This is a genomic window from Pantoea leporis (assembly GCF_028048155.1).
Lineage (GTDB): Bacteria > Pseudomonadota > Gammaproteobacteria > Enterobacterales > Enterobacteriaceae > Pantoea > Pantoea leporis.
Window position 1 is genome coordinate 128962 of record NZ_JALMEU010000011.1, and the last position, 18661, is coordinate 147622.

At 52.2% G+C, this 18661-nt stretch carries 13 protein-coding genes; 9 read left to right on the forward strand and 4 right to left on the reverse strand.

Features of this window, described 5'->3' with window-relative positions; all coding sequences use genetic code 11:
* Nucleotides 1-4: 4 nt before the first annotated feature.
* A complete protein-coding gene (locus tag MWH02_RS20965) occupies nucleotides 5-3637 on the reverse strand; it encodes an ATP-binding protein (protein WP_271461364.1) in 3633 nt (1210 codons plus the stop codon).
* Between the two features lie 481 nt (nucleotides 3638-4118).
* Between MWH02_RS20965 and MWH02_RS20970 the strand changes: the two genes are divergently transcribed.
* The 4 genes from MWH02_RS20970 (at nucleotide 4119) to MWH02_RS20985 (ending at nucleotide 8194) form a co-directional block, all read left to right on the forward strand.
* On the forward strand, nucleotides 4119-4820 hold the full coding sequence (locus tag MWH02_RS20970; RefSeq protein WP_101762921.1) for a response regulator: 702 nt from the start codon (nucleotides 4119-4121) through the stop codon (nucleotides 4818-4820).
* A 170-nt stretch (nucleotides 4821-4990) separates the two neighbouring features.
* Entirely contained in the window at nucleotides 4991-6022 is a 1032-nt protein-coding gene (gene idnD / locus MWH02_RS20975; RefSeq protein ID WP_271461365.1) for an L-idonate 5-dehydrogenase, read from the forward strand.
* A 9-nt stretch (nucleotides 6023-6031) separates the two neighbouring features.
* The gene (gene idnO / locus MWH02_RS20980; RefSeq protein ID WP_101762923.1) at nucleotides 6032-6796 is read left to right on the forward strand and encodes a gluconate 5-dehydrogenase; all 765 of its coding nucleotides are present in this window, start codon (nucleotides 6032-6034) and stop codon (nucleotides 6794-6796) included.
* 78 nt (nucleotides 6797-6874) lie between these two features.
* Nucleotides 6875-8194, forward strand: coding sequence for a gluconate:H+ symporter (locus MWH02_RS20985; protein WP_008103467.1), 1320 nt, complete (start codon nucleotides 6875-6877; stop codon nucleotides 8192-8194).
* Between the two features lie 30 nt (nucleotides 8195-8224).
* Here MWH02_RS20985 and MWH02_RS20990 read toward each other — a convergent pair whose 3' ends face one another.
* The gene (locus tag MWH02_RS20990) at nucleotides 8225-8944 is read right to left on the reverse strand and encodes a purine nucleoside phosphorylase YfiH/LACC1 family protein (protein ID WP_271461366.1); all 720 of its coding nucleotides are present in this window, start codon (nucleotides 8942-8944) and stop codon (nucleotides 8225-8227) included.
* A gap of 109 nt (nucleotides 8945-9053) precedes the next feature.
* Here MWH02_RS20990 and MWH02_RS20995 point away from each other — a divergent pair, with 109 nt between their 5' ends.
* Both MWH02_RS20995 and MWH02_RS21000 read left to right on the forward strand, forming a co-directional pair.
* Nucleotides 9054-9863, forward strand: coding sequence for a 5'-nucleotidase, lipoprotein e(P4) family (locus tag MWH02_RS20995; RefSeq protein WP_271461399.1), 810 nt, complete (start codon nucleotides 9054-9056; stop codon nucleotides 9861-9863).
* Nucleotides 9864-10545: 682 nt separating this feature from the next.
* Nucleotides 10546-12021 (forward strand): SulP family inorganic anion transporter, encoded by a 1476-nt coding sequence (locus MWH02_RS21000; protein ID WP_192412217.1) that lies wholly within the window; start codon nucleotides 10546-10548, stop codon nucleotides 12019-12021.
* 96 nt (nucleotides 12022-12117) lie between these two features.
* Here MWH02_RS21000 and MWH02_RS21005 read toward each other — a convergent pair whose 3' ends face one another.
* The gene (locus MWH02_RS21005; RefSeq protein ID WP_271461402.1) at nucleotides 12118-12408 is read right to left on the reverse strand and encodes a hypothetical protein; all 291 of its coding nucleotides are present in this window, start codon (nucleotides 12406-12408) and stop codon (nucleotides 12118-12120) included.
* Here MWH02_RS21005 and MWH02_RS21010 point away from each other — a divergent pair.
* Nucleotides 12316-13740, forward strand: coding sequence for a GGDEF domain-containing protein (locus MWH02_RS21010; RefSeq protein WP_192412215.1), 1425 nt, complete (start codon nucleotides 12316-12318; stop codon nucleotides 13738-13740). The two genes, MWH02_RS21005 and MWH02_RS21010, sit on opposite strands and share 93 nt — an antisense overlap.
* Nucleotides 13741-13756: 16 nt before the next feature.
* Here the strand turns inward: MWH02_RS21010 and ddlA are convergent, their stop codons facing one another.
* Nucleotides 13757-14851 (reverse strand): D-alanine--D-alanine ligase, encoded by a 1095-nt coding sequence (gene ddlA, locus MWH02_RS21015; RefSeq protein WP_271461367.1) that lies wholly within the window; start codon nucleotides 14849-14851, stop codon nucleotides 13757-13759.
* Nucleotides 14852-15118: 267 nt separating this feature from the next.
* On the opposite strand from ddlA, the gene MWH02_RS21020 reads away from it, so the two are divergent.
* Both MWH02_RS21020 and MWH02_RS21025 read left to right on the forward strand, forming a co-directional pair.
* Entirely contained in the window at nucleotides 15119-17419 is a 2301-nt protein-coding gene (locus MWH02_RS21020) for a type I secretion system permease/ATPase (protein WP_101762929.1), read from the forward strand.
* Nucleotides 17416-18657 (forward strand): HlyD family type I secretion periplasmic adaptor subunit, encoded by a 1242-nt coding sequence (locus tag MWH02_RS21025; protein WP_137386563.1) that lies wholly within the window; start codon nucleotides 17416-17418, stop codon nucleotides 18655-18657. Before MWH02_RS21020 ends, MWH02_RS21025 begins: the two co-directional genes overlap by 4 nt.
* Nucleotides 18658-18661: the final 4 nt, after the last annotated feature.

The window sequence follows — 18661 nt, forward strand, 5'->3', positions numbered from 1 at the left end:
GATTCTATAAATCTTGATGTTTTTTCAGGCGATGTTTCTCAAATTCTTGCAAGGACTCATTAACACGTTTCATTTCCTCGACAATCTGCTGAATTAACGCTTGCGGATCGAGGGCTTCCTCGCGGTGTTTCTCCAACTTGCGGCCCAGTTCAGTCAAGGTTGGAGCATTTAGCATTGCTGCTCCTCCTTTTAATTTGTGACCCAGCTGTGACAGGGCGCTGGCATCATCGGTTTGCTGAAGTGATACCAACAACTCTTCGTGGCTGGTTCGTATGCTATTGAGTAACACCAGACAACCTTCACTATCCTGTTCGGCCAGTTGTGTTAACAGCTGTGGGAAAGAGGAGATACTCGCTGCCGGCGGGGCCTGGATTTCTGGTTTTATGGCGCTGCGCCGGGTACAACGTGCAACCTGAGCAAGTAAGCTCTCTAAATCCAGCGGCTTGAAAAGACAATCGTTCATTCCCGCCTGAAGGCAGCGTTGCATAATATGCTGCTCAGCCGATGCAGTCAGGCCGAAGAGCATGATCGGTGTTAACAGATGCTCATGCTCGTATAGACGCAGCGCTTCAGCGAACTCAAAGCCGTTCATGCCCGGCATATTACAGTCTGTGATGATGAGGTCGAAACGTAATGGATCCTGCTGCCATAACGTCAGTGCTTCTGCCGCACTTTCACTCACCATGACTTGATGGCCGGCCAGTTCAAGCTGTTTCCCAAGCAGTAATCGGTTGGGTGCGTGATCGTCAATGATCATCACGGAGAGCTTGTCGGAGATCAGCGGCTGCGACAAATGAGGCTGTGTTTGATCCTGCGGTTCACCGGGCAAGGCACGGAAATAAAAAGAGAACACCGCGCCTTCCCCTGGCGCACTTTCCACAATCAGCTCACCATCCAGTAAATGCGCCAGATTACGACAAATGCTTAATCCTAATCCGGTGCCAATTTGCTGCTGCTGACGATCGCCCACCTGCACAAAAGGTTCGAAGATGGCGTGCTGTTGGTCCTCCGTCATGCCACAACCTTGATCGCTAACTTCGATCACGAATTCACAACCGTCCTCCTCCTGCGCAATGCCCTGCATGAGCACGACAGTGACAGTGCCGTAATCGGAAAACTTAATGGCGTTGCTCAATAGGTTGGAGAGAATTTGATTCAGCATCAATGGGTCTGTTTTCACCCAGTAAGCAGCAATATCCATCTCTACCCGCAGTTCAAGTCCCTTAATCTCTGCTTTATTACGAAATAGCGTAACCGCTTGATCGAGAACATCAGGAAGGTAGACCGTTTCTAACGTTGGTTGATAAAGGCCGGACTCGATTTTCGACAAATCGAGAATATCGCCAATCAATGACAGCAACGCGCGTGCCGAATGGTACGCAACACGGATGTTCTCTGAGAGTGAATCAGCCGGTTGCAAGCGAGTTTCGAGCTCCAGTAAGCCAATCATGGCATGCAGTGGCGTGCGGATTTCATGGCTCATGCTGGCAAGAAATTCACTTTTGGAGCGGTTGGCTTTATCAGCCACATCTTTGGCGAGTTGTAACTCCTGCAGCAGCGCATTGCGTTCAGTGACATCCAGCCAGCCCCCAATAACACCTGCGACATCACCGTGCCGATCGCGAAACGGCAGTATCCAGTGATAAAGCTGGAATGTCCGCTGTTCAAAATCCATGTGTATATCGCGCATGACGGCTTCGCCATCCAGTAAGGTTTTTTGATAGCCATCTTCAATACTGTGAATACTGGCGTTATTGCCAGTGAGAACGTCCGACAGTCGTTTACCGATGACATCTTCTCGCTGGAAATCCATAAAACGTAGGTAGGCATTGTTGCAATCCACTAATCGGGTTTGTTTATCGCGGATATACATGGCAACGGGAGAGTCATTGAAGAGTGTATGGGTGAAATTGAGCTGATTTTTCAATGCATTTTCAGCCTGAATACGCTGCTGAATAACCTTCCGCAGATGACGGTTCCACAGCAAAATAAGGGCTATCAATCCGGCCGAGACGGACACGATCAGCAAGATAATTTGTTTGTAACTCTGCCATGAAGCACTGAGGAACGGCATCTCTGACTGACGCCAATGTGCCAGCAACTTGAACATGGTTTCGGGAGGAATCGCGATCAAGGCTTTATTGAGAATGCTAATCAGCGTTTCATTACCGGGTTCAACACGCATGACAAAACGTACCGGGTCTGCACCCAACGTGGTTTCAATAATCAGGTCATCTGCGTAATGGTTGTGGAGCAGATAATCCACAAAAATCTTTGGCAGCACTACCGCATCGATTTCATGCGCCTGCAATTCACGCAAGGCCTGCAAAGGATCGTTGATATAGGCGAGGTTCAGATGGGGATAATGCAGAAGCATCCAATCCTTCATCTGCCGATTGTTCAGCATGAGAGCCGAGCCAAAGGGAAAAGGATCCCGAGCCATAATATTCCGAGGGCGTTTATGGCGAATAATGACCCAGTGTGAAACCAGCCATGGGCGGGTTATTAACTGATGTGGCATATCCGGGGTAAGCATCTCAAGCGCATACAGATGTGGAAAATGCTTATCGGTTTGGTTACGTCCACTTTCTTCCTGAACTTCTGAATTAAATGTAATGCCACTTTGGTTGGCTATCAGATCTAAAACATCAATGATCATGCCGCGAAACGGCATGCTTCCGTTGCGACTGCTGAGTGGAGCGAGGGTTTGCGGTAGTGCGGTGTTAATACGCGGGTGTGCCTGCAGCCATTTCTCCTCTTCATGCTTGAGTGCAAGCGGATTACGCTGCAGCACATGGTACGTATCCAGTTGCCAGCGCTTCGCTATCTGCATGCGAATAGAGAGAGGAATTTGTGTTAAGGCAAAATTAATCGCTTCGGCAAGTTGTGGATAACGCGGGCTAATGCCAAAGCTGAAATTCATCGGAATAGCGTGGTCATCTTTGGTTATTTCCAGCGCATTTGCGAACATGAAGCGATTAAGGTGTGTAAGTGTGGCGGCATTGCCCCATACACGCTCTGTTTGGCCAAATACTGTTGCTGCGACAGCATCGTAGTAACCAGGAAAGCGAACTAAAAGGTCGCTCTTAAAAGTCTCTTCTAAATGTGCACGCATCAACGCTGAACCAGACCAGGCCATGCGATTGGGTTCATCAATTTTTAATGGAGCGTTCTGCTCAGACTTAAAACCGATCGCTGCATAATCCAGCATCCAGGGGTCGCTGGCGATCAAGGTTTGCGGCTTTGATACTGAGGGGGGTTCCACATAGATCGCTAATAGTTGCATTTCTCCGCTGGTTACCGCTTCCTGGGCCGCGCTATGACTGGCGTAATAATGGATTTCTATTGTGGTATCCAGCATATTCTGAATCAGAGAGAGATAATCCGCACTCACGCCTTCGAATCGTCGCGTATCTATATCCATAAAAAGGGGCGGTTGTGGTTGCCCAGCGACAGCAACTTTGAGAACGTGATGACGAAACTCCGAAGAGATTGGTTCAGCCAGTTGTAAAGCAGGTTGAGCTACATCATATCGCGCCAGTAATTGCAGTTTTTTCTCTGATGCTATTAATGAACATGAAACTAAAGCCAGAAAAAATAATGCCAACAAGCGAAAAGTATTAAGATTAATTAGCACGCTGCCTTCTTAAGGTATCCATTAATATCTATTAGGACCAGGGATTATAAAGATATTATTATCTTTCGCTCGTTCTATTCTTTTACTGTTAAAATTTTGCGACCATTCTCAAATATTTGATTTTTAGCGAAAGAGAGAGGGTGATGACGATGTCACTATATGATGTTCATTTCTTAGCTTATTCAGTTAGTTAGATTGCTCCTTTTCTTTCAAGACAATTCTTATGTGGTCTTGTTAAGGAGTTAAGTCAGACTTTTCCCACTTTTACGTGAGCAGGCAAGTAAGAATCTATCACGGAAAAATATAAACCTAAAAGGGGTATATAAAAATGACCGCTATTAGGGTGACGCTATCGATTTAGAATTCTGATGTTGTGAAGGCTATTTTTTCACAGCTGTTGTAATCGACACCATTTATTTATTGAAGCGGGTGTGACAGTCAGAATTGGACAAAGTTAATGCTGTAATAAAGGAATAAACAAATGGTATATGCACACAATAAACAAGTGCGTGTGGCTGTCCTTGATGATCACCCCATGGTCCGTACCGTTTTCGAGTTGTGTTTGAAACATGAGCCCGATATTCATTTGGTGGGTACCTGGGCTTCAAGTAATGAATTATTTAATCAGCTGAGAAGTACCGTAGTCGATGTGCTGGTACTGGATTTCCTGCTGGGTGAACGTGAACTGGATGGTTTGGCGCTGGTGAAGCAACTGCGTAATCACCATCCCCAGCAAAAAATTCTGATCTCTTCTTCAATGGAGAGTCCGGCCATCGTCAAAATGGTGCTAAGTGCAGGCGTGAAAGGCTTTATTGGCAAAAGCCACAATATGCAGGAAATTACCCATGCGATTCGTCAGGTGGCGCAGGGCCGTTTGTTCTTGTCTAAAGAAGTCGCCTACGAGGTTGAAAATCTCTATGTCATGAGCGAAGAGTCGCTGGATGACAGCCTCGATTTCAGCAGCAAAGGCAATATGTATGAGAAGGTGAAAACCCTCAGCCCGCGTGAAGTTGAAGTGGTGCGTTGTTTTCTCGATGGTTTGAGCGTGTCACAAATTGCCGTGAAGTTTAAGCGCAGTCGTAAAACCGTGAGCGGGCAGAAACAATCGGCGCTGAAAAAGCTCGGTTTACGTTCGGATTCTGAGCTGTTCAAATACAGCCACGACCTGATGTCAGGCTATTAATTCTCTTCACAGGCGGCCACTTACGGCCGCCTGTTTCCTCTTCGGCATCGCAGACTTCACGTTCCAGGTAACAGCTTTCCGTAACATGTTTTTAGGTGATGTTCATCACAGTTTTAAGCCGCATAACTCGGTCTGATGGCCCCCATTGCTACAGCTCTTATGGGGACGTTATGAATATCGAAACGCAATCCGGCGTAATCACTGGAAAAAAACAAGTCAGCGTTGCGCAGCAGCAGGTGAAATGGGACGGCAAAGGTACGCTGGTGCGTATCACGCGTGGCGGCATTTGTGGATCCGATCTGCATTACTATCAGGAAGGCAAGGTCGGTAGTTTTGAGATCAAAATGCCGATGATCCTGGGCCACGAAGTGATTGGTTATGTGGTGGAGAGCGACAATCCAGCACTTAAACCCCAACAAAAAGTCGCGGTAAATCCCTCTAAGCCTTGCGGCGCGTGCAAATATTGCCAGCGCGATCAGGAAAACCAGTGCACCACCATGCGCTTCTTCGGCAGCGCCATGTATGTGCCGCACGTTGACGGCGGTTTTACCCAATACAAAGTGGTGGATAGCGCGCAATGCGTGCCGTTCCCGCAGGATGCTGATGAAACGGTCATGGTGTTCGCTGAGCCGCTGGCGGTGTGTATTCACGCCACGCAGCAGGCAGGTGATCTCACCGGCAAGCACGTGTTTATCTCAGGCGTGGGTCCGATTGGCTGCCTGATTGCGGCGGCGGCCAAAGCGCGCGGCGCGGCCTCCATTGTGTGCAGCGATATCAGCGAGCGTTCACTGGAGATGGCGCAGCAGATGGGCGCAAGCGAGGTGATTCATGCCGCCGACGGCGATTTCGCGCCCTATCTTGCCGACAAAGGCTATTTCGATGTGGCGTTTGAAGCCTCCGGCCATCCTTCTTCGCTGCAGCGCTGCCTCGATGTGGTGTGCGCCAAAGGTACGCTGGTGCAGGTTGGCATGGGCGGCACCATTCCCAATTTCCCGATCATGGCGCTGATTGCCAAAGAGATTAATCTGGTTGGTTCCTTCCGCTTTACTCATGAATTCAACACCGCCGTCGAATGGCTGGCTACCGGCGTGGTAAACCCGTTGCCGCTGTTCAGCGGTGAGTATGTCTTGCAGGATATCGATGCCGCGCTGCAGTTTGCCGGCGATAAAACCCGTGCCGCTAAAGTCCAGTTAACCTTTTAAGGAGCAGTGATGAGCCAGTTATTTTCCCTCGAAGGCAAGCGTGTGCTGTTGACCGGTTCGGCGCGCGGCATTGGATATCTGCTGGCGCGCGGCCTGGCGGAAGCCGGTGCTGACGTGATCGTCAACGCCACCACGCACGAAGGCGCAGAGAAGGGCGCGGCGCAGCTGCGTGAGTTGGGCTTACGCGCGCACGCCAAAGCGTTTGATGTCACGCAATCGGCGCAGGTGAAACAGGCGGTAGATGAGATCGAAGCGGAGTGGGGCGCGATTGATGTGCTGGTGAATAATGCTGGCATCCAGCGTCGTCGGCCGTTCCTTGAATTCCCGGAGCAGGACTGGAATGACGTTATCGCGGTCAACCAGACCGCCGTATTCCTGGTTTCGCAAACTGTGGCGAAAAAAATGGTCGAGCGTCAGCAGGGTAAAATCATCAATATCGGTTCGATGCAGAGCGAATTAGGGCGCGACACCATCACGCCTTACGCGGCCTCCAAAGGCGCGGTGACTATGCTGACGCGCGGCATGTGCGTGGAGCTGGCGCGTCACAATATTCAGGTGAACGCCATTGCGCCGGGCTATTTCGTCACGGAGATGACTCAGGCGCTGGCTGACGATCCTGCCTTTACCGGCTGGCTAACCAAGCGCACGCCAGCCGCTCGCTGGGGCAAACCGGAAGAGCTGATTGGCGCGGCAGTGTTCCTTGCTTCCGGTGCATCGAACTTCGTTAACGGGCATCTGCTGTTCGTTGACGGTGGCATGCGCGTCGCCGTGTGATGACCGGGCGCGGCTGGCATTATCATCGGGCCGCGCCTAAACCTTAATCACCCCTCTGTATTCCTAAGGATAATAAAAATGCCAATAACCATCATTGTGCTGGGTGTGATACTGCTGCTGGTGTTGATGATTGTATTTAAGGTCAATGGCTTCATTGCTTTGGTATTTGTCTCGGCGGTGGTCGGTATTGCCGAAGGCATGACGCCACTGAATGTAATGGCCTCGATCCAGAAAGGTATCGGCTCGACGCTGGGCGGATTAGCCATGATCCTCGGCTTCGGCGCCATGCTCGGGCGGCTGGTTTCCGATACCGGTGCCGCACAACGTGTTGCTACCACGCTGATCGCCGCTTTTGGTAAAGAGCGGCTGCAATGGGCGCTGGTGGTGACCGGACTGATCGTCGGCCTGGCGATGTTCTATGAAGTTGGCTTCGTACTGTTGCTGCCGCTGGTGTTCACTATTGTGGCGGCTGCCGGTTTGCCGCTGCTGTACGTCGGCGTGCCGATGGTCGCCGCGCTCTCGGTCACTCACTGCTTCCTGCCGCCGCATCCTGGCCCAACGGCGATTGCCACTATCTTTGGCGCCAATCTCGGTACCACGTTGCTCTACGGCATGATCATCACCATTCCAACGGTGATTATTGCCGGACCGGTTTTCTCGAAGTTCCTTAAAAGCTTTGAGAAGTCACCGCCGGAAGGGCTCTACAACCCAAAAATCTTCACGGAAGAGGAGATGCCTGGCTTCGGCATCAGTATTTTTGCCGCAGTGATTCCGGTGGTGCTGATGGCGATTGCCGCCGTCTTCGAGTTGACCACGCCGAAAGAGAACGCGCTGCGTCAGTTCTTCGAATTCATCGGTAATCCGGCAGTGGCGCTGTTTATCGCGGTGGTGATAGCGGTGCTGACGTTGGGGCTGCGCAATGGCCGTAAGATGGAAGAAGTGATGGATATGTGCGGCGAGTCGATTGCCGCCATCGCCATGATCATCTTTATCATCGCGGGCGGCGGTGCTTTTAAACAGGTGCTGGTGGACAGCGGCGTGGGTAACTACATCGCCGATATGATGAAGGGATCGTCACTGTCACCGCTGCTGATGTGCTGGACGGTTGCGGCAATGCTGCGCGTGGCGCTGGGTTCAGCCACGGTGGCGGCGATCACCACCGCCGGTATTGTGACGCCAATTATCGCTGCCACGCATGCCGATCCTGCCTTGATGGTACTGGCGGTGGGTTCCGGTAGCGTGATCGCTTCACACGTGAACGATCCCGGCTTCTGGCTGTTCAAGGGTTACTTCAACCTGAGCGTGGTGGAAACCCTGAAAACCTGGACGGTGATGGAGACGCTGATCTCAATTCTCGGTTTAGCCGGCGTACTGGCGCTCAATGCCATAATTCACTGATCGATAAAGCTTCACAAGGATGTGAAGCCCTTAACCGCGCGTGCGGATCCACGAGAAACGTGACTGATAGCCGCTGTCAAAATGGGTGTTGTAGCGATAGCTGGACCCCGATTCCGCCATGCAGTAGGTACAGACGTTCAGCACTTCAATATGTTCCGCCACCACTCCCCGCTGTAACAACAAGCCTCGCGCCAGGTTAGGCAGATCAAACCAGATTCCATCCTGCTGGGCCCGCGCCTGCGGACGGATCGCTTGTGCGTTGTGCGGCTGCTGGGTGGAGTAGGGTAACGGCGGAAGATCGTGACGATCCTGCATCTGTGTCACCAGATCGTTACCCAGTTCATAGCAGCACGGCCCGATCGCTGGACCGATTACCACACGCAGCGTTTCACGGCTGGCGCCGCGCTCTAGCAGACGATCAATCGCGTTGTTCAATACACCACCGAGCGTGCCTTTTAATCCGGCGTGCACCGCCGCAACCTGCTGTTGTTGCGGATCGGCAAATAACACCGGCAGACAATCGGCGGTATACACCGCGACCGGCAGATGATCTTCGCCAATCAAGCCATCCGATTCGCAACGTTTAGGCGGGATGTTTTGGCTTGCCAGCAACACATTGGCGCTGTGTCGCTGTTGACCATAAGCCGCCTCTGCCGGAACGGGCTGGCCAGCCGGCTGAAAGGCGTATTCCAGCCAGGAAAAGTCATCCAATAGTCTTGATCGTGGACCGCTGTGGGGGTGCTGTACCATAAGTGTCTCCTCTCACCAAACCGCTGCTTTCTGCTGCCCACAGCTTACGTTAACTGCTACATTTTTAAAGCTTTACAAAAACTGACCCTAATCACTTAAGGATGAAATGATGAAGAAAACCACCTTGCTGGCGGCATCCGGCTTAATGGCGCTGGCATTAACCGGTTGTGCGCAGCCTTCTAAACAGCAGGCTCAGCAGCAGCTCGGCCAGCAATCGGTGCTGGCAGTAAACTGGTTCCAGCAATCCGGCGAATATCAGGCATTGAGTTGGCAGGCATTTAACAGCGCGCGCATGGCCTTCGATCAGGCGCCATCGCTGGCGGGTAAACCGAAAGCGGTTATCGTCGATTTAGATGAAACGATGATTGATAACAGCGCCTACAGCGCGTGGCAGGCGAAAAACGGCCAGTCCTTCTCGGGTAAAACCTGGTCAGCGTGGACGCAGGCGCGTCAGGCAACGGCCGTTCCGGGCGCAGTGGAGTTTGCCAACTACGTCAACAGCCACGGCGGCACTATGTTCTATATCTCCAACCGCGACCAAAAAGATTTTGCCGCAACGGTGGAGAACCTGAATAAGCTGGGCTTCAGCGGCGTGAGCGAGAAAACGGTGCGCTTGAGCACCGGCAATTCTAATAAGCAAGAGCGCTTCGACGCGGTGAAGAATGCCGGTTACAACGTGGTGCTGTATGTGGGCGACAACCTGAATGACTTTGGCGGTTCAACCTGGCATCAGGGAAATGCGCAGCGTCAGCAGTTCGTTAGCCTTAATCATCAGCGTTTTGGCACCCAATTTATCGTGTTACCGAACCCGCTGTATGGCGACTGGGAAAGTGGCATGGCGGAAAACTACAACAAACTCACGCCTGAGCAGCAACTGCAGGTGCGTGAAGCGCGTATGAAAGCGTGGAACGGTAAATAATTCGTCAGGTAAAATAGCGTCTGCTTAGGCAGGCGCATTCATGTCCTTTTCAGGTCCATCAATATTTACATAACTCCGTAACTATTATTCCCCTCACTGTTTTCCTGATCTCTTACTAAATTCATGGCAACTGAATAGCGAAATATCTCGTCTTATTTGCTAAATGGCAGTGAATCGCACTAATCATAAATTTTTTAATTAGGAATTCTCCCAGCTCATAAGGATTAAATTATAGCGTCGCTAAAATGGCATATAATTTTTGCGTGTATTGTTTTGTAATTGCACCGAAAATATCACATTTAAAATCGCTCTTATTTTATTGTTAATAATGCTTTTTATTGTTCCTTCTCATCATTCCGCTCCTTGCATAAACTTACCTGATTCATACGTTTATTGAAGTTTTGTTTACAAAAAGATTCGTTTTGTCGACGTCAGAAATATTCATGATGCAAGGTAATGCTTAAGCGTCTATAAACTATTTTTGTGAGGAAGTTCTGCTTTCATCCTCAATGGTTCTCCATAGCCGCGTTTAATGACGTCGCTATCTGCCTGAAAGCGATCTTTTTAAATGTTGAGAGAAGATTATTGTGATGACCCTGAAACCCTTATTAGTGATAAATCGTACTCTGGCTTTGCGGCGCCGCGCGCGGTTAATTCAGCCATCTGCAGAGGAATCAACGCCATGAATTTAAGCACGCTTCGTCAGGATATTCCGGCTGGTTTGGTGGTGTTTCTGGTCGCGCTGCCGCTCTGTCTTGGTATCGCGCAGGCGAGTGGATTGCCGCCCTTTGCGGGTCTGCTCACCGGCGTGATTGGTGGGTTGCTGGTGACTGCGCTGAGCCCCTCGCGTTTTGCGGTTAGTGGTCCGGCGGCGGGATTGGTAACGATTGTGGTCGCGTCGATCGCCACGCTAGGCAGCTTTTCCGCCTTTCTCACCGCGCTGATTCTGGCGGGTGTGTTGCAGTGCCTGTTTGGCTTACTGCGTGCAGGACGTTTTATCGCCTTAGTGCCGAGCAGCGTGATTAAAGGCATGCTGGCGGCGATTGGTATTTTGCTGATTATGCAGCAAATTCCGGTAGCATTCGGCGCGGCGGGCGATGTTGAGCTGTTGTCGCTGGTAAACGGGGAATTTCATTTTTCCAGCAGCGCGATGCTGGTTGCTGGCGTGGGATTGGCTATTTTATGGCTGTGGACCACGCCGCTGATCAAGTCAGTTAAAGTGCTGAGCTGGATGCCCGGTCCGCTGGTAGCGGTGCTGGTAGGCTGTGCGGCGACGGTGTTTGGGGATCGCCTGTTTCCAGCGTTAGCTGATGGCTTGCCGCGTATCGCGCTGCCCGCGTTCGACAGCATGTCGGCGCTGGTGGCTGAACTGGAAACGCCAGACTGGCAAGCGTGGCAGAATCCTGCAGTGTGGATGGTGGCGATCACGCTGGCGCTGGTCGCGAGCCTTGAAACGCTGCTTAGCCAGGAAGCGCTGAAGAAACTGCGTCCGCAACATCCTGCACCTTCACCTAACAAAGAGATGTTTGCGCAGGGTATTGGTAACCTGACCGCCGGTTTCCTTGGCGCGATGCCGATTACTGCAGTGATTGTGCGCAGTTCGGTGAACGTCAGCGTTGGCGCGCAAACCAAACTGTCGATTCTGATTCATGGTGTGCTGCTGTTAATCTGCGGCCTGTGGTTCAGTAATCTGCTTAACGCGATTCCCCTTGCCAGCCTTGCGGCGGTGCTGCTTTATACCGGCTATAAGCTGGCCACGCCGCGCCTGTTCATTGAGCAGATGCGCATGGGACCGCAGCAATATGTGCCATTCCTTGCCACTATCGGCGGCATTATTGTGTTTGGCATGCTGGCCGGCATTGGAATTGGCATCGCTACGCAAATCCTCTACAGCATCTATAAAAGCCATCGCAACGCTTTGCAGCTCACGCGACATGACGATCACTACGTTTTACGCCTGCAGCAAAATCTGACCTTTATGCACAATCCAAAGCTGCAGGGATTGCTGGCAGAGATCCCGGAAAACAGCGTGGTGATTGCTGAGCACGGCAATGCCCAATATATGGATCCCGACGTTAAAGCGGTGCTAAAAGACTTTGGTGAAAACGCACGTAAACGTGGCATTCGTCTGAGTCAATGGCCTGTTGCGGTGAAATAGCCATAAGTCTGTGCTGGAACAACCGCTTTAAAACTAAAAAATCGGATATCTCGGATAGCCGATTTTTTTATTTACAGGGCATAATTGCCACAAGTTTTATCCTTTGTCTCTGGCGTTTCCACAATGCCATTTGGCGCGACGCTGCTTTTTATGGCAGGCGAGCGCCGCCCAGCCGCAGAGTAGGATGACGAACACTTGCTTAATTACCGAATCATCGCACGGGTATTTCCGGTTTAATGCTTGCTGATGCTTAGGGTTGATGCCGGCACTTTCCAGGTTACAGGGTTCAGACGTATGCGCGTTATGCTGTTTGAAGAGAATAATTTTAAAAAGAATGCCCTCACGCTGTTCTTCATTACGCTGTTTTTCTGCTTTATCGGCAGCCATTTACGCATCCCCGAAGAGTTCTCACTATTCTGGCCGGTGAATGCGCTGGTGGCGGGATTAATAGTGAGGAATCCGTTTTTGCACACTACCTCCAGCTATCTGGTGTGCTTCAGTGCGATGATTTTTAACGACACGGTATTTTCCGGCTGGGCGCTGCCAGCGTTTACCGTCAATTTTGCCAACATTCTGTTTATTCTCGTCGCGGTCAGCATGCTGATCAAACATCTGCAACGTCCTTCCGCCCATAGCCAGGTGTTCAATGCTATGCGCATTTTTCCCGCCTGTTTTCTTGGCGCGGCGGCTTGTGCAACATGGGGCGCGTGGGCACAGGATATTGATTTTAATGCGCGCTTTATTGTGGCGTGGAGCGACTGGTTCAGCGAACAGTTCTCTACTTCGCTGATGCTGCTGCCGGTGATGCTGGCGCGCCCGCTGCGTACGGTTTCACCGCACACCTTGCTGCATCCCGGCAAACTGCTGCCGCTGGCGGCGGTCATCCTGTCGCTGATCGTTGGGGCATTGATTGGCGGGGCCGGCAGCCTGACATTCCCGGTTCCGGCGCTGATCTGGTGCGCCATCGTGTTGCCGATTCCATTGACCAGCTTAGTGATCCTGATAACCGGTATCACGGAGATTGTGCTGGTGTCGCATGGTGTGATGAACATCCAGGGTGACGATGCACTGCTACCGATTAGCCATCTCACCTCGGCACGGCTTGGCGTCGCCACCGTTGCGCTCAGCCCGCTGCTGGTGGCGGTGAGCATGGATGCGATCCGCCAGTTAAATCATCGCCTTGCACTCCGCGCTAATTTTGATTTTCTCACCCAGTTGCTGTCCCGTTCCGGTCTGTATGAAAGCTTAAGAAATGAACCTTTCTCGCTACAACGGGAAGCTGGCGTTATTATGCTTGATGTCGACTATTTCAAAGCCATTAACGACAATTTTGGCCACGATGCCGGTGATTGCGTGCTGGAAGAGATTGCGCGGCGCATTCAGCGCGTGGTTGGCAATCGTGGCATGGTGTGTCGCTTTGGTGGCGAAGAGTTTGTGATGGTGATGTTCGATTGTAGCCATAGCCAGCTTTACCAACTCGCCGAAACGGTACGTCAGGCGATGGTCAAAGAGAAGTTCTGGATTCAGGGCAACACGGTGACGGTAACTGCCAGTTTAGGTCTGGCGCGCGGCAGTGCGCAGAACGAACGTGAATGGCCAAGCGTGATCAATCGCTTAGTGTCAGCGGCGGATAAGAATCTTTATCTTTCCAAACGCAATGGCCGTAATCAAACCTCACCGGCGATGGAGCCGCGCAGCATGATGAATGACGTGGCCTGAGCCACGTCATGGCGATTCAAACGCTACTTTTCAGTTGGCTGGTTTGCTGGTGACGCTGCTGAGCCAGCTCAATCAGACGGGAAATCAGATCGCTGTAGCTCAAACCTGCTGCCTGCCATAACTTCGGATACATGCTGATATTGGTAAAACCTGGCAAGGTATTCACTTCATTGACAATGATCTCGCCGCTTTCCGTCAGGAACACGTCAACACGCGCCATGCCAAAACACTCCAGCGCTTGAAACGCAGTAATTGCCACCTGACGAATTGCCTCGCTGGCTTCATCGCTGATTGCCGCTGGCACCACCACTTGCGCACCGCTTTCGCTGATGTATTTGGTGTCGTATGAGTAGAAGGCATCATGCACCACCACTTCGCCGCACGGGCTGGCTTCTGGCGCATCGTTGCCCAGCACGGCACATTCAATCTCGCGCCCCTTAATCCCTTGCTCGATCAAGACTTTGCGATCAAACGTAAAGGCGAGATCCAGCGCGGCATCGAACGCTTCAGGGCTGTCGACTTTGCTCACGCCAACGGACGATCCCTGGTTAGCCGGTTTGATAAACAGCGGCAGGCCAAAGCGTGCAATCACGGCCTCAGCATCAATGTTCGCGCGCTGTGCCTGCGTCACGCTCAGCCAGGGTGCAACGTTCAGTCCGGCATCACGCAGCAGCCGCTTGGTAAAATCTTTGTCCATGCTGACGGCAGACCCGAGCACGTCAGAGCCGACAAACGGCAGATTCGCCATACGCAATAAGCCCTGTAGCGAACCATCTTCACCCAGCGTGCCGTGCACGATGGGAAAAATGACATCCAGCTGTGACAAAGGCTGCGCCTGCTGACGGGTAATCAGCTGCTGGGAAGAACTGCCCGGAACCAGCGCGACATTTTCACCTGAACGGTTAAGCGCGATCAGCTTCGGGTTCTCTGCGTTGAGCAAGAATCCCGAAGCATCATTGAGATGCCATTCACCCTGTTTATCAATTCCCAGCAACACCACCTCGTACTTGCTCTTATCGATGGCTTCGAGGATATTTTTGGCTGATTGTAATGACACTTCATGCTCGGCCGATTTGCCGCCAAACACGATCCCTACGCGCTGTTTTACCATTGCTATTTGTCCGATTGCGATAAAGCGAGCCAGTAAGATAACACGCCCAGGACGAGCATCAACAGCCTTGCATTTTTCTGCGCCAGGCAGTGCAAAAAGCCCGCCTCCGTGCCTGCAATCACGACTTTAAACAATTATTCCTAACCGTTTGAGACAAGTCTTGGACTGCTCAAAACCTGCCTTCTGTCAGAATTTTCCCAATTCAAACAGGTGCAACGGTGGGCAATGTGCTCACCGTTTTTTTGTCAGGTTTACAGGAGTCGGGAAATGGTCGACCAGAAGCAGGATGCTGTGGAGCAGGATGCGCGTTCTGTTGCTCGTATTGAAACCACGGTAGATGACACGCTGTTAAAAAGCGTGGCTTGGATCTGCAAACACTATAAACGCGAGAAAAGTGAAGAAGCGCTGGTGGCAGGTTTGCCAAAAGCGACATTGCTCTCACCATCACAGGCCATGACAGCGCTCGAAAACGCCGGCATTACCGGCGGCATGGTTGAGCGTCGTCTGCAGGATCTGCCGGAGCAGTTGATGCCGATGATTCTGCTGCGCAAAGGGGGCGGCGGTTGCATTGTGCTGTCGCGCCGCATTCACACTAATGAGGAAAATCAACGCGAATTGCGCTTCCAACTGGTGATGCCAGAAGTCAGCGCTTCAGCCGTTGAGATGAATCTGGCCGAGCTGAATGAGATCTACGCGGGCTTCGCCGTCATGGCGAAACCCACTGCTGTGGTCGATGAGCGTGCCAGTGAAATGCTGCCGGAAGTAAAAGGCCATTGGCTGTTCACCACACTGTGGCGCTATCGCCGCTATTACCGCAGTGCCGCGATTGCGGCGGTATTGATCAACGTTCTCGGTCTTTCCAGCATCTTCTTCACCATGAACGTCTATGACCGTGTGGTGCCGAACCAGGCCTTCGTGACGCTGTGGTCACTGGCGATTGGCGTGACCATTGCGATGATCTTCGAAGCCGTTACCCGTTTCGTACGCGCGCATCTGCTGGATATGGCGGGTAAAAAGGCCGATTTAGTGCTCGGCAGTATGCTGTTCCGTCAGGCACTTTCTATCCAGATGGAACACAAACCCGCTTCCTCCGGTACCTTCGCCAACCAGATTCGTGAGTATGAATCGGTACGTGACTTCGTGGCATCTGCCACGCTGGCGGCGATTTCCGATCTGCCCTTCATTCTGATGTTTGTGGGTGTGATCTTCTTTATCAGCGGTCCGCTGGCGATCATTCCACTGATGATGATCCCATTGATCATCATCGTCAGTGCCGCGATCCAGTGGCCGCTGGCGCGCATCATGAAAGAGAACCTGCGTGACGCCTCACTCAAGCAAGGTGTGCTGATCGAATCGGTTGAAGGTATGGAAACGCTGAAAGCAGTGGGCGGTGAAGCACACATGCAGCGTCGCTGGGAAAACTTCAGCGCACTGCAATCCGCTAACTCGATGAAATCAAAACGTTACTCAACGCTGGCAACCGGCGTGGTGACGTTCCTGCAGCAGTTTCAGACGGTGATGTTGGTGGTGGCCGGTGTTTATCTGATCAATGAAGGCACGTTCACCATGGGTGCGATGATCGCCACCGTGATGCTTGCCAGCCGCGCGACTGGCCCGCTCGGTCAGGTTATTGGCCTGGCTGTACGTTATCAGCAGGCAAAAGCGGCGCTAACGTCACTCAACAAGCTGATGGAGATGCCTATTGATCGTGACAGCAGCAAAACCTATCTCACCGATCCGCCGTTGAGTGGTGAGATCACGCTGACCAACGTCAACTTCTCCTATCCGGCACCGCCAATGAAGCCCAACCCGGAAATCCTCAAAGATATCTCGTTGAGCATTAAAGCCGGGGAACGCGTCGCGATTCTTGGCCGCATCGGTAGCGGTAAATCCACCTTATTACGTGTGATGGCGCGCCTTTACCAACCGGTGAAAGGTCAGCTTTCGGCCGATGGTCTGGATGTTAACCAGATTGATCCGGCGGACTGGCGCAAGGCTGTTGGCTTTGTCGGTCAAGATGCGCGTCTGTTCTACGGTACGCTGCGCGAAAACGTAATGATTGGGCGCCCGGACGCCACCGCCAATGAACTGCTGCGCGTGCTAAATCTGACCGGTTTGGACCACGTTGCGGCACGCCATCCAAGTGGTATCAATTTAACGGTTGGCGAGGGCGGCGAAGGCTTGTCTGGCGGTCAGCGTCAGCTGGTTTCTCTGGCGCGAACGCTTCTCACCCGGCCTAAAGTGCTGCTGATGGATGAGCCAACCAGCGCCATGGATAGCATGACGGAAAACCAATTCCTCGCGCATTTACGTCGCGCCAGTGAAGGACACACGCTGATTGTGGTGACGCATCGTCCATCCATTCTGGCATTGGTCGATCGCATCATCGTGGTGGAAGAAGGCAAAGTGGTGGCGGATGGCCCGAAAGATCAGGTGCTTACCGCTTTAGAAGGAAAAAATAAAGCCCGCAAACAGCCGCGTCAGGCGGTTGAACCGGCGGTACGTGCGCCAGCTCCCGCTAACGATTCAGCGCCGAAGCAAGCAGCAGCAGAGGAGGCCGCAGTATGAGCAAGTTAATGTCATGGCGTAAGAGCGAGAAAGGTATGTCTGCTGCTGATGCCGAATTTATGAATGACGTGCAGGCTTCTCTGCTGTCGCAAACCACGCCGGGTTCCAAGCTAGTGATGTGGATCATCATTGCGGTGTTAGTTGGTGGCCTTACCTGGGCCAATTACGCACGAGTCGAAGAGATCACTAAAGGCGATGGCAAGGTCATCTCACGCAGCCGTGAGCAGGTTATTCAAAGCCTGGAAGGCGGCATTCTGGCAGAGATGAATGTGCGTGAAGGTACGGTTGTAGATCGCGGTGATGTGCTACTGAAAATTGACCCAACGCGTGCGCAATCCAGCTATCGCGAAGTACTGAGTAAAGTGGTGGGTCTGAAGGGCAGCATTGCACGCTTACGTGCTGAAGCTTATTCATTGCCACTGGCGTTTGATGAGCAGGTACAGAGCGATCCCGCCGTTGTGGCGCAGGAAACTAAAGCTTATGAATCGCGCAAACGTGCGCTAAGTGACAGCATCAACTCATTGCAACGCAGTTACGCACTTTCGATGCGCGAGATTCATCTGGCTGAGCCGTTAGCGGCCAAAGGTCTCTTGTCGGAAGTCGAACTACTGCGTATGCAGCGTCAGGCCAATGACATTCAGGCGCAAATCGTCGAACGTCGTAACCGCTATCAATCAGATGCCCACACCGAGCTGGGACGCCTGGAATTAGAACTGAGCCAGGTTAGCGAAAACCTGATTGGCCGTGCCGATATTGTTGATCGCACCACGATCGTCGCACCGGTGCGCGGCACGGTGAAAAACGTACGCGTTAACACCATTGGCGGGGTTATTCAGCCGGGTGAGCACATCCTCGAAATCGTTCCGCTGGAAGAGCAGTTGCTGGTGGAGGGGAAAATCCGTCCGTCGGATGTCGCCTTCCTGCGTCCAGGCTTACCGGCCAAGGTGAAAATCACCGCCTATGACTTTGCCATTTACGGCGGGCTTGATGGGCACGTGGAGTATATCAGTCCGGATACCTTAAAAGACGATCAAAAAGCCGCCAGTGGACGCCCGGATGATACCTACTATCGCGTACTGATCCTGACGGATAAAAGCACGCTGCACGCAGGTAACAAAGATCTGCCTATCATTCCCGGCATGATCGCTACCGTCGAGGTGCGCACGGGTGAGAAAACCATTCTCGATTACCTGCTGAAGCCGGTCCTGAAAGCTAAAGAAGCATTCCGCGAGCGTTAATAAT

Coding starts and splice junctions, on each gene's coding strand:
- ddlA (WP_271461367.1), bottom strand. CDS start 14,851: ATGGTAAAACAGCGCGTAGGGATCGTGTTTGGCGGCAAATCGGCCGAG.
- MWH02_RS20990 (WP_271461366.1), bottom strand. CDS start 8,944: ATGGTACAGCACCCCCACAGCGGTCCACGATCAAGACTATTGGATGAC.
- idnO (WP_101762923.1), top strand. CDS start 6,032: ATGAGCCAGTTATTTTCCCTCGAAGGCAAGCGTGTGCTGTTGACCGGT.
- MWH02_RS20970 (WP_101762921.1), top strand. CDS start 4,119: ATGGTATATGCACACAATAAACAAGTGCGTGTGGCTGTCCTTGATGAT.
- MWH02_RS21005 (WP_271461402.1), bottom strand. CDS start 12,408: ATGGCTGCCGATAAAGCAGAAAAACAGCGTAATGAAGAACAGCGTGAG.
- idnD (WP_271461365.1), top strand. CDS start 4,991: ATGAATATCGAAACGCAATCCGGCGTAATCACTGGAAAAAAACAAGTC.
- MWH02_RS21025 (WP_137386563.1), top strand. CDS start 17,416: ATGAGCAAGTTAATGTCATGGCGTAAGAGCGAGAAAGGTATGTCTGCT.
- MWH02_RS20995 (WP_271461399.1), top strand. CDS start 9,054: ATGAAGAAAACCACCTTGCTGGCGGCATCCGGCTTAATGGCGCTGGCA.
- MWH02_RS21010 (WP_192412215.1), top strand. CDS start 12,316: ATGCGCGTTATGCTGTTTGAAGAGAATAATTTTAAAAAGAATGCCCTC.
- MWH02_RS21020 (WP_101762929.1), top strand. CDS start 15,119: ATGGTCGACCAGAAGCAGGATGCTGTGGAGCAGGATGCGCGTTCTGTT.
- MWH02_RS20985 (WP_008103467.1), top strand. CDS start 6,875: ATGCCAATAACCATCATTGTGCTGGGTGTGATACTGCTGCTGGTGTTG.
- MWH02_RS21000 (WP_192412217.1), top strand. CDS start 10,546: ATGAATTTAAGCACGCTTCGTCAGGATATTCCGGCTGGTTTGGTGGTG.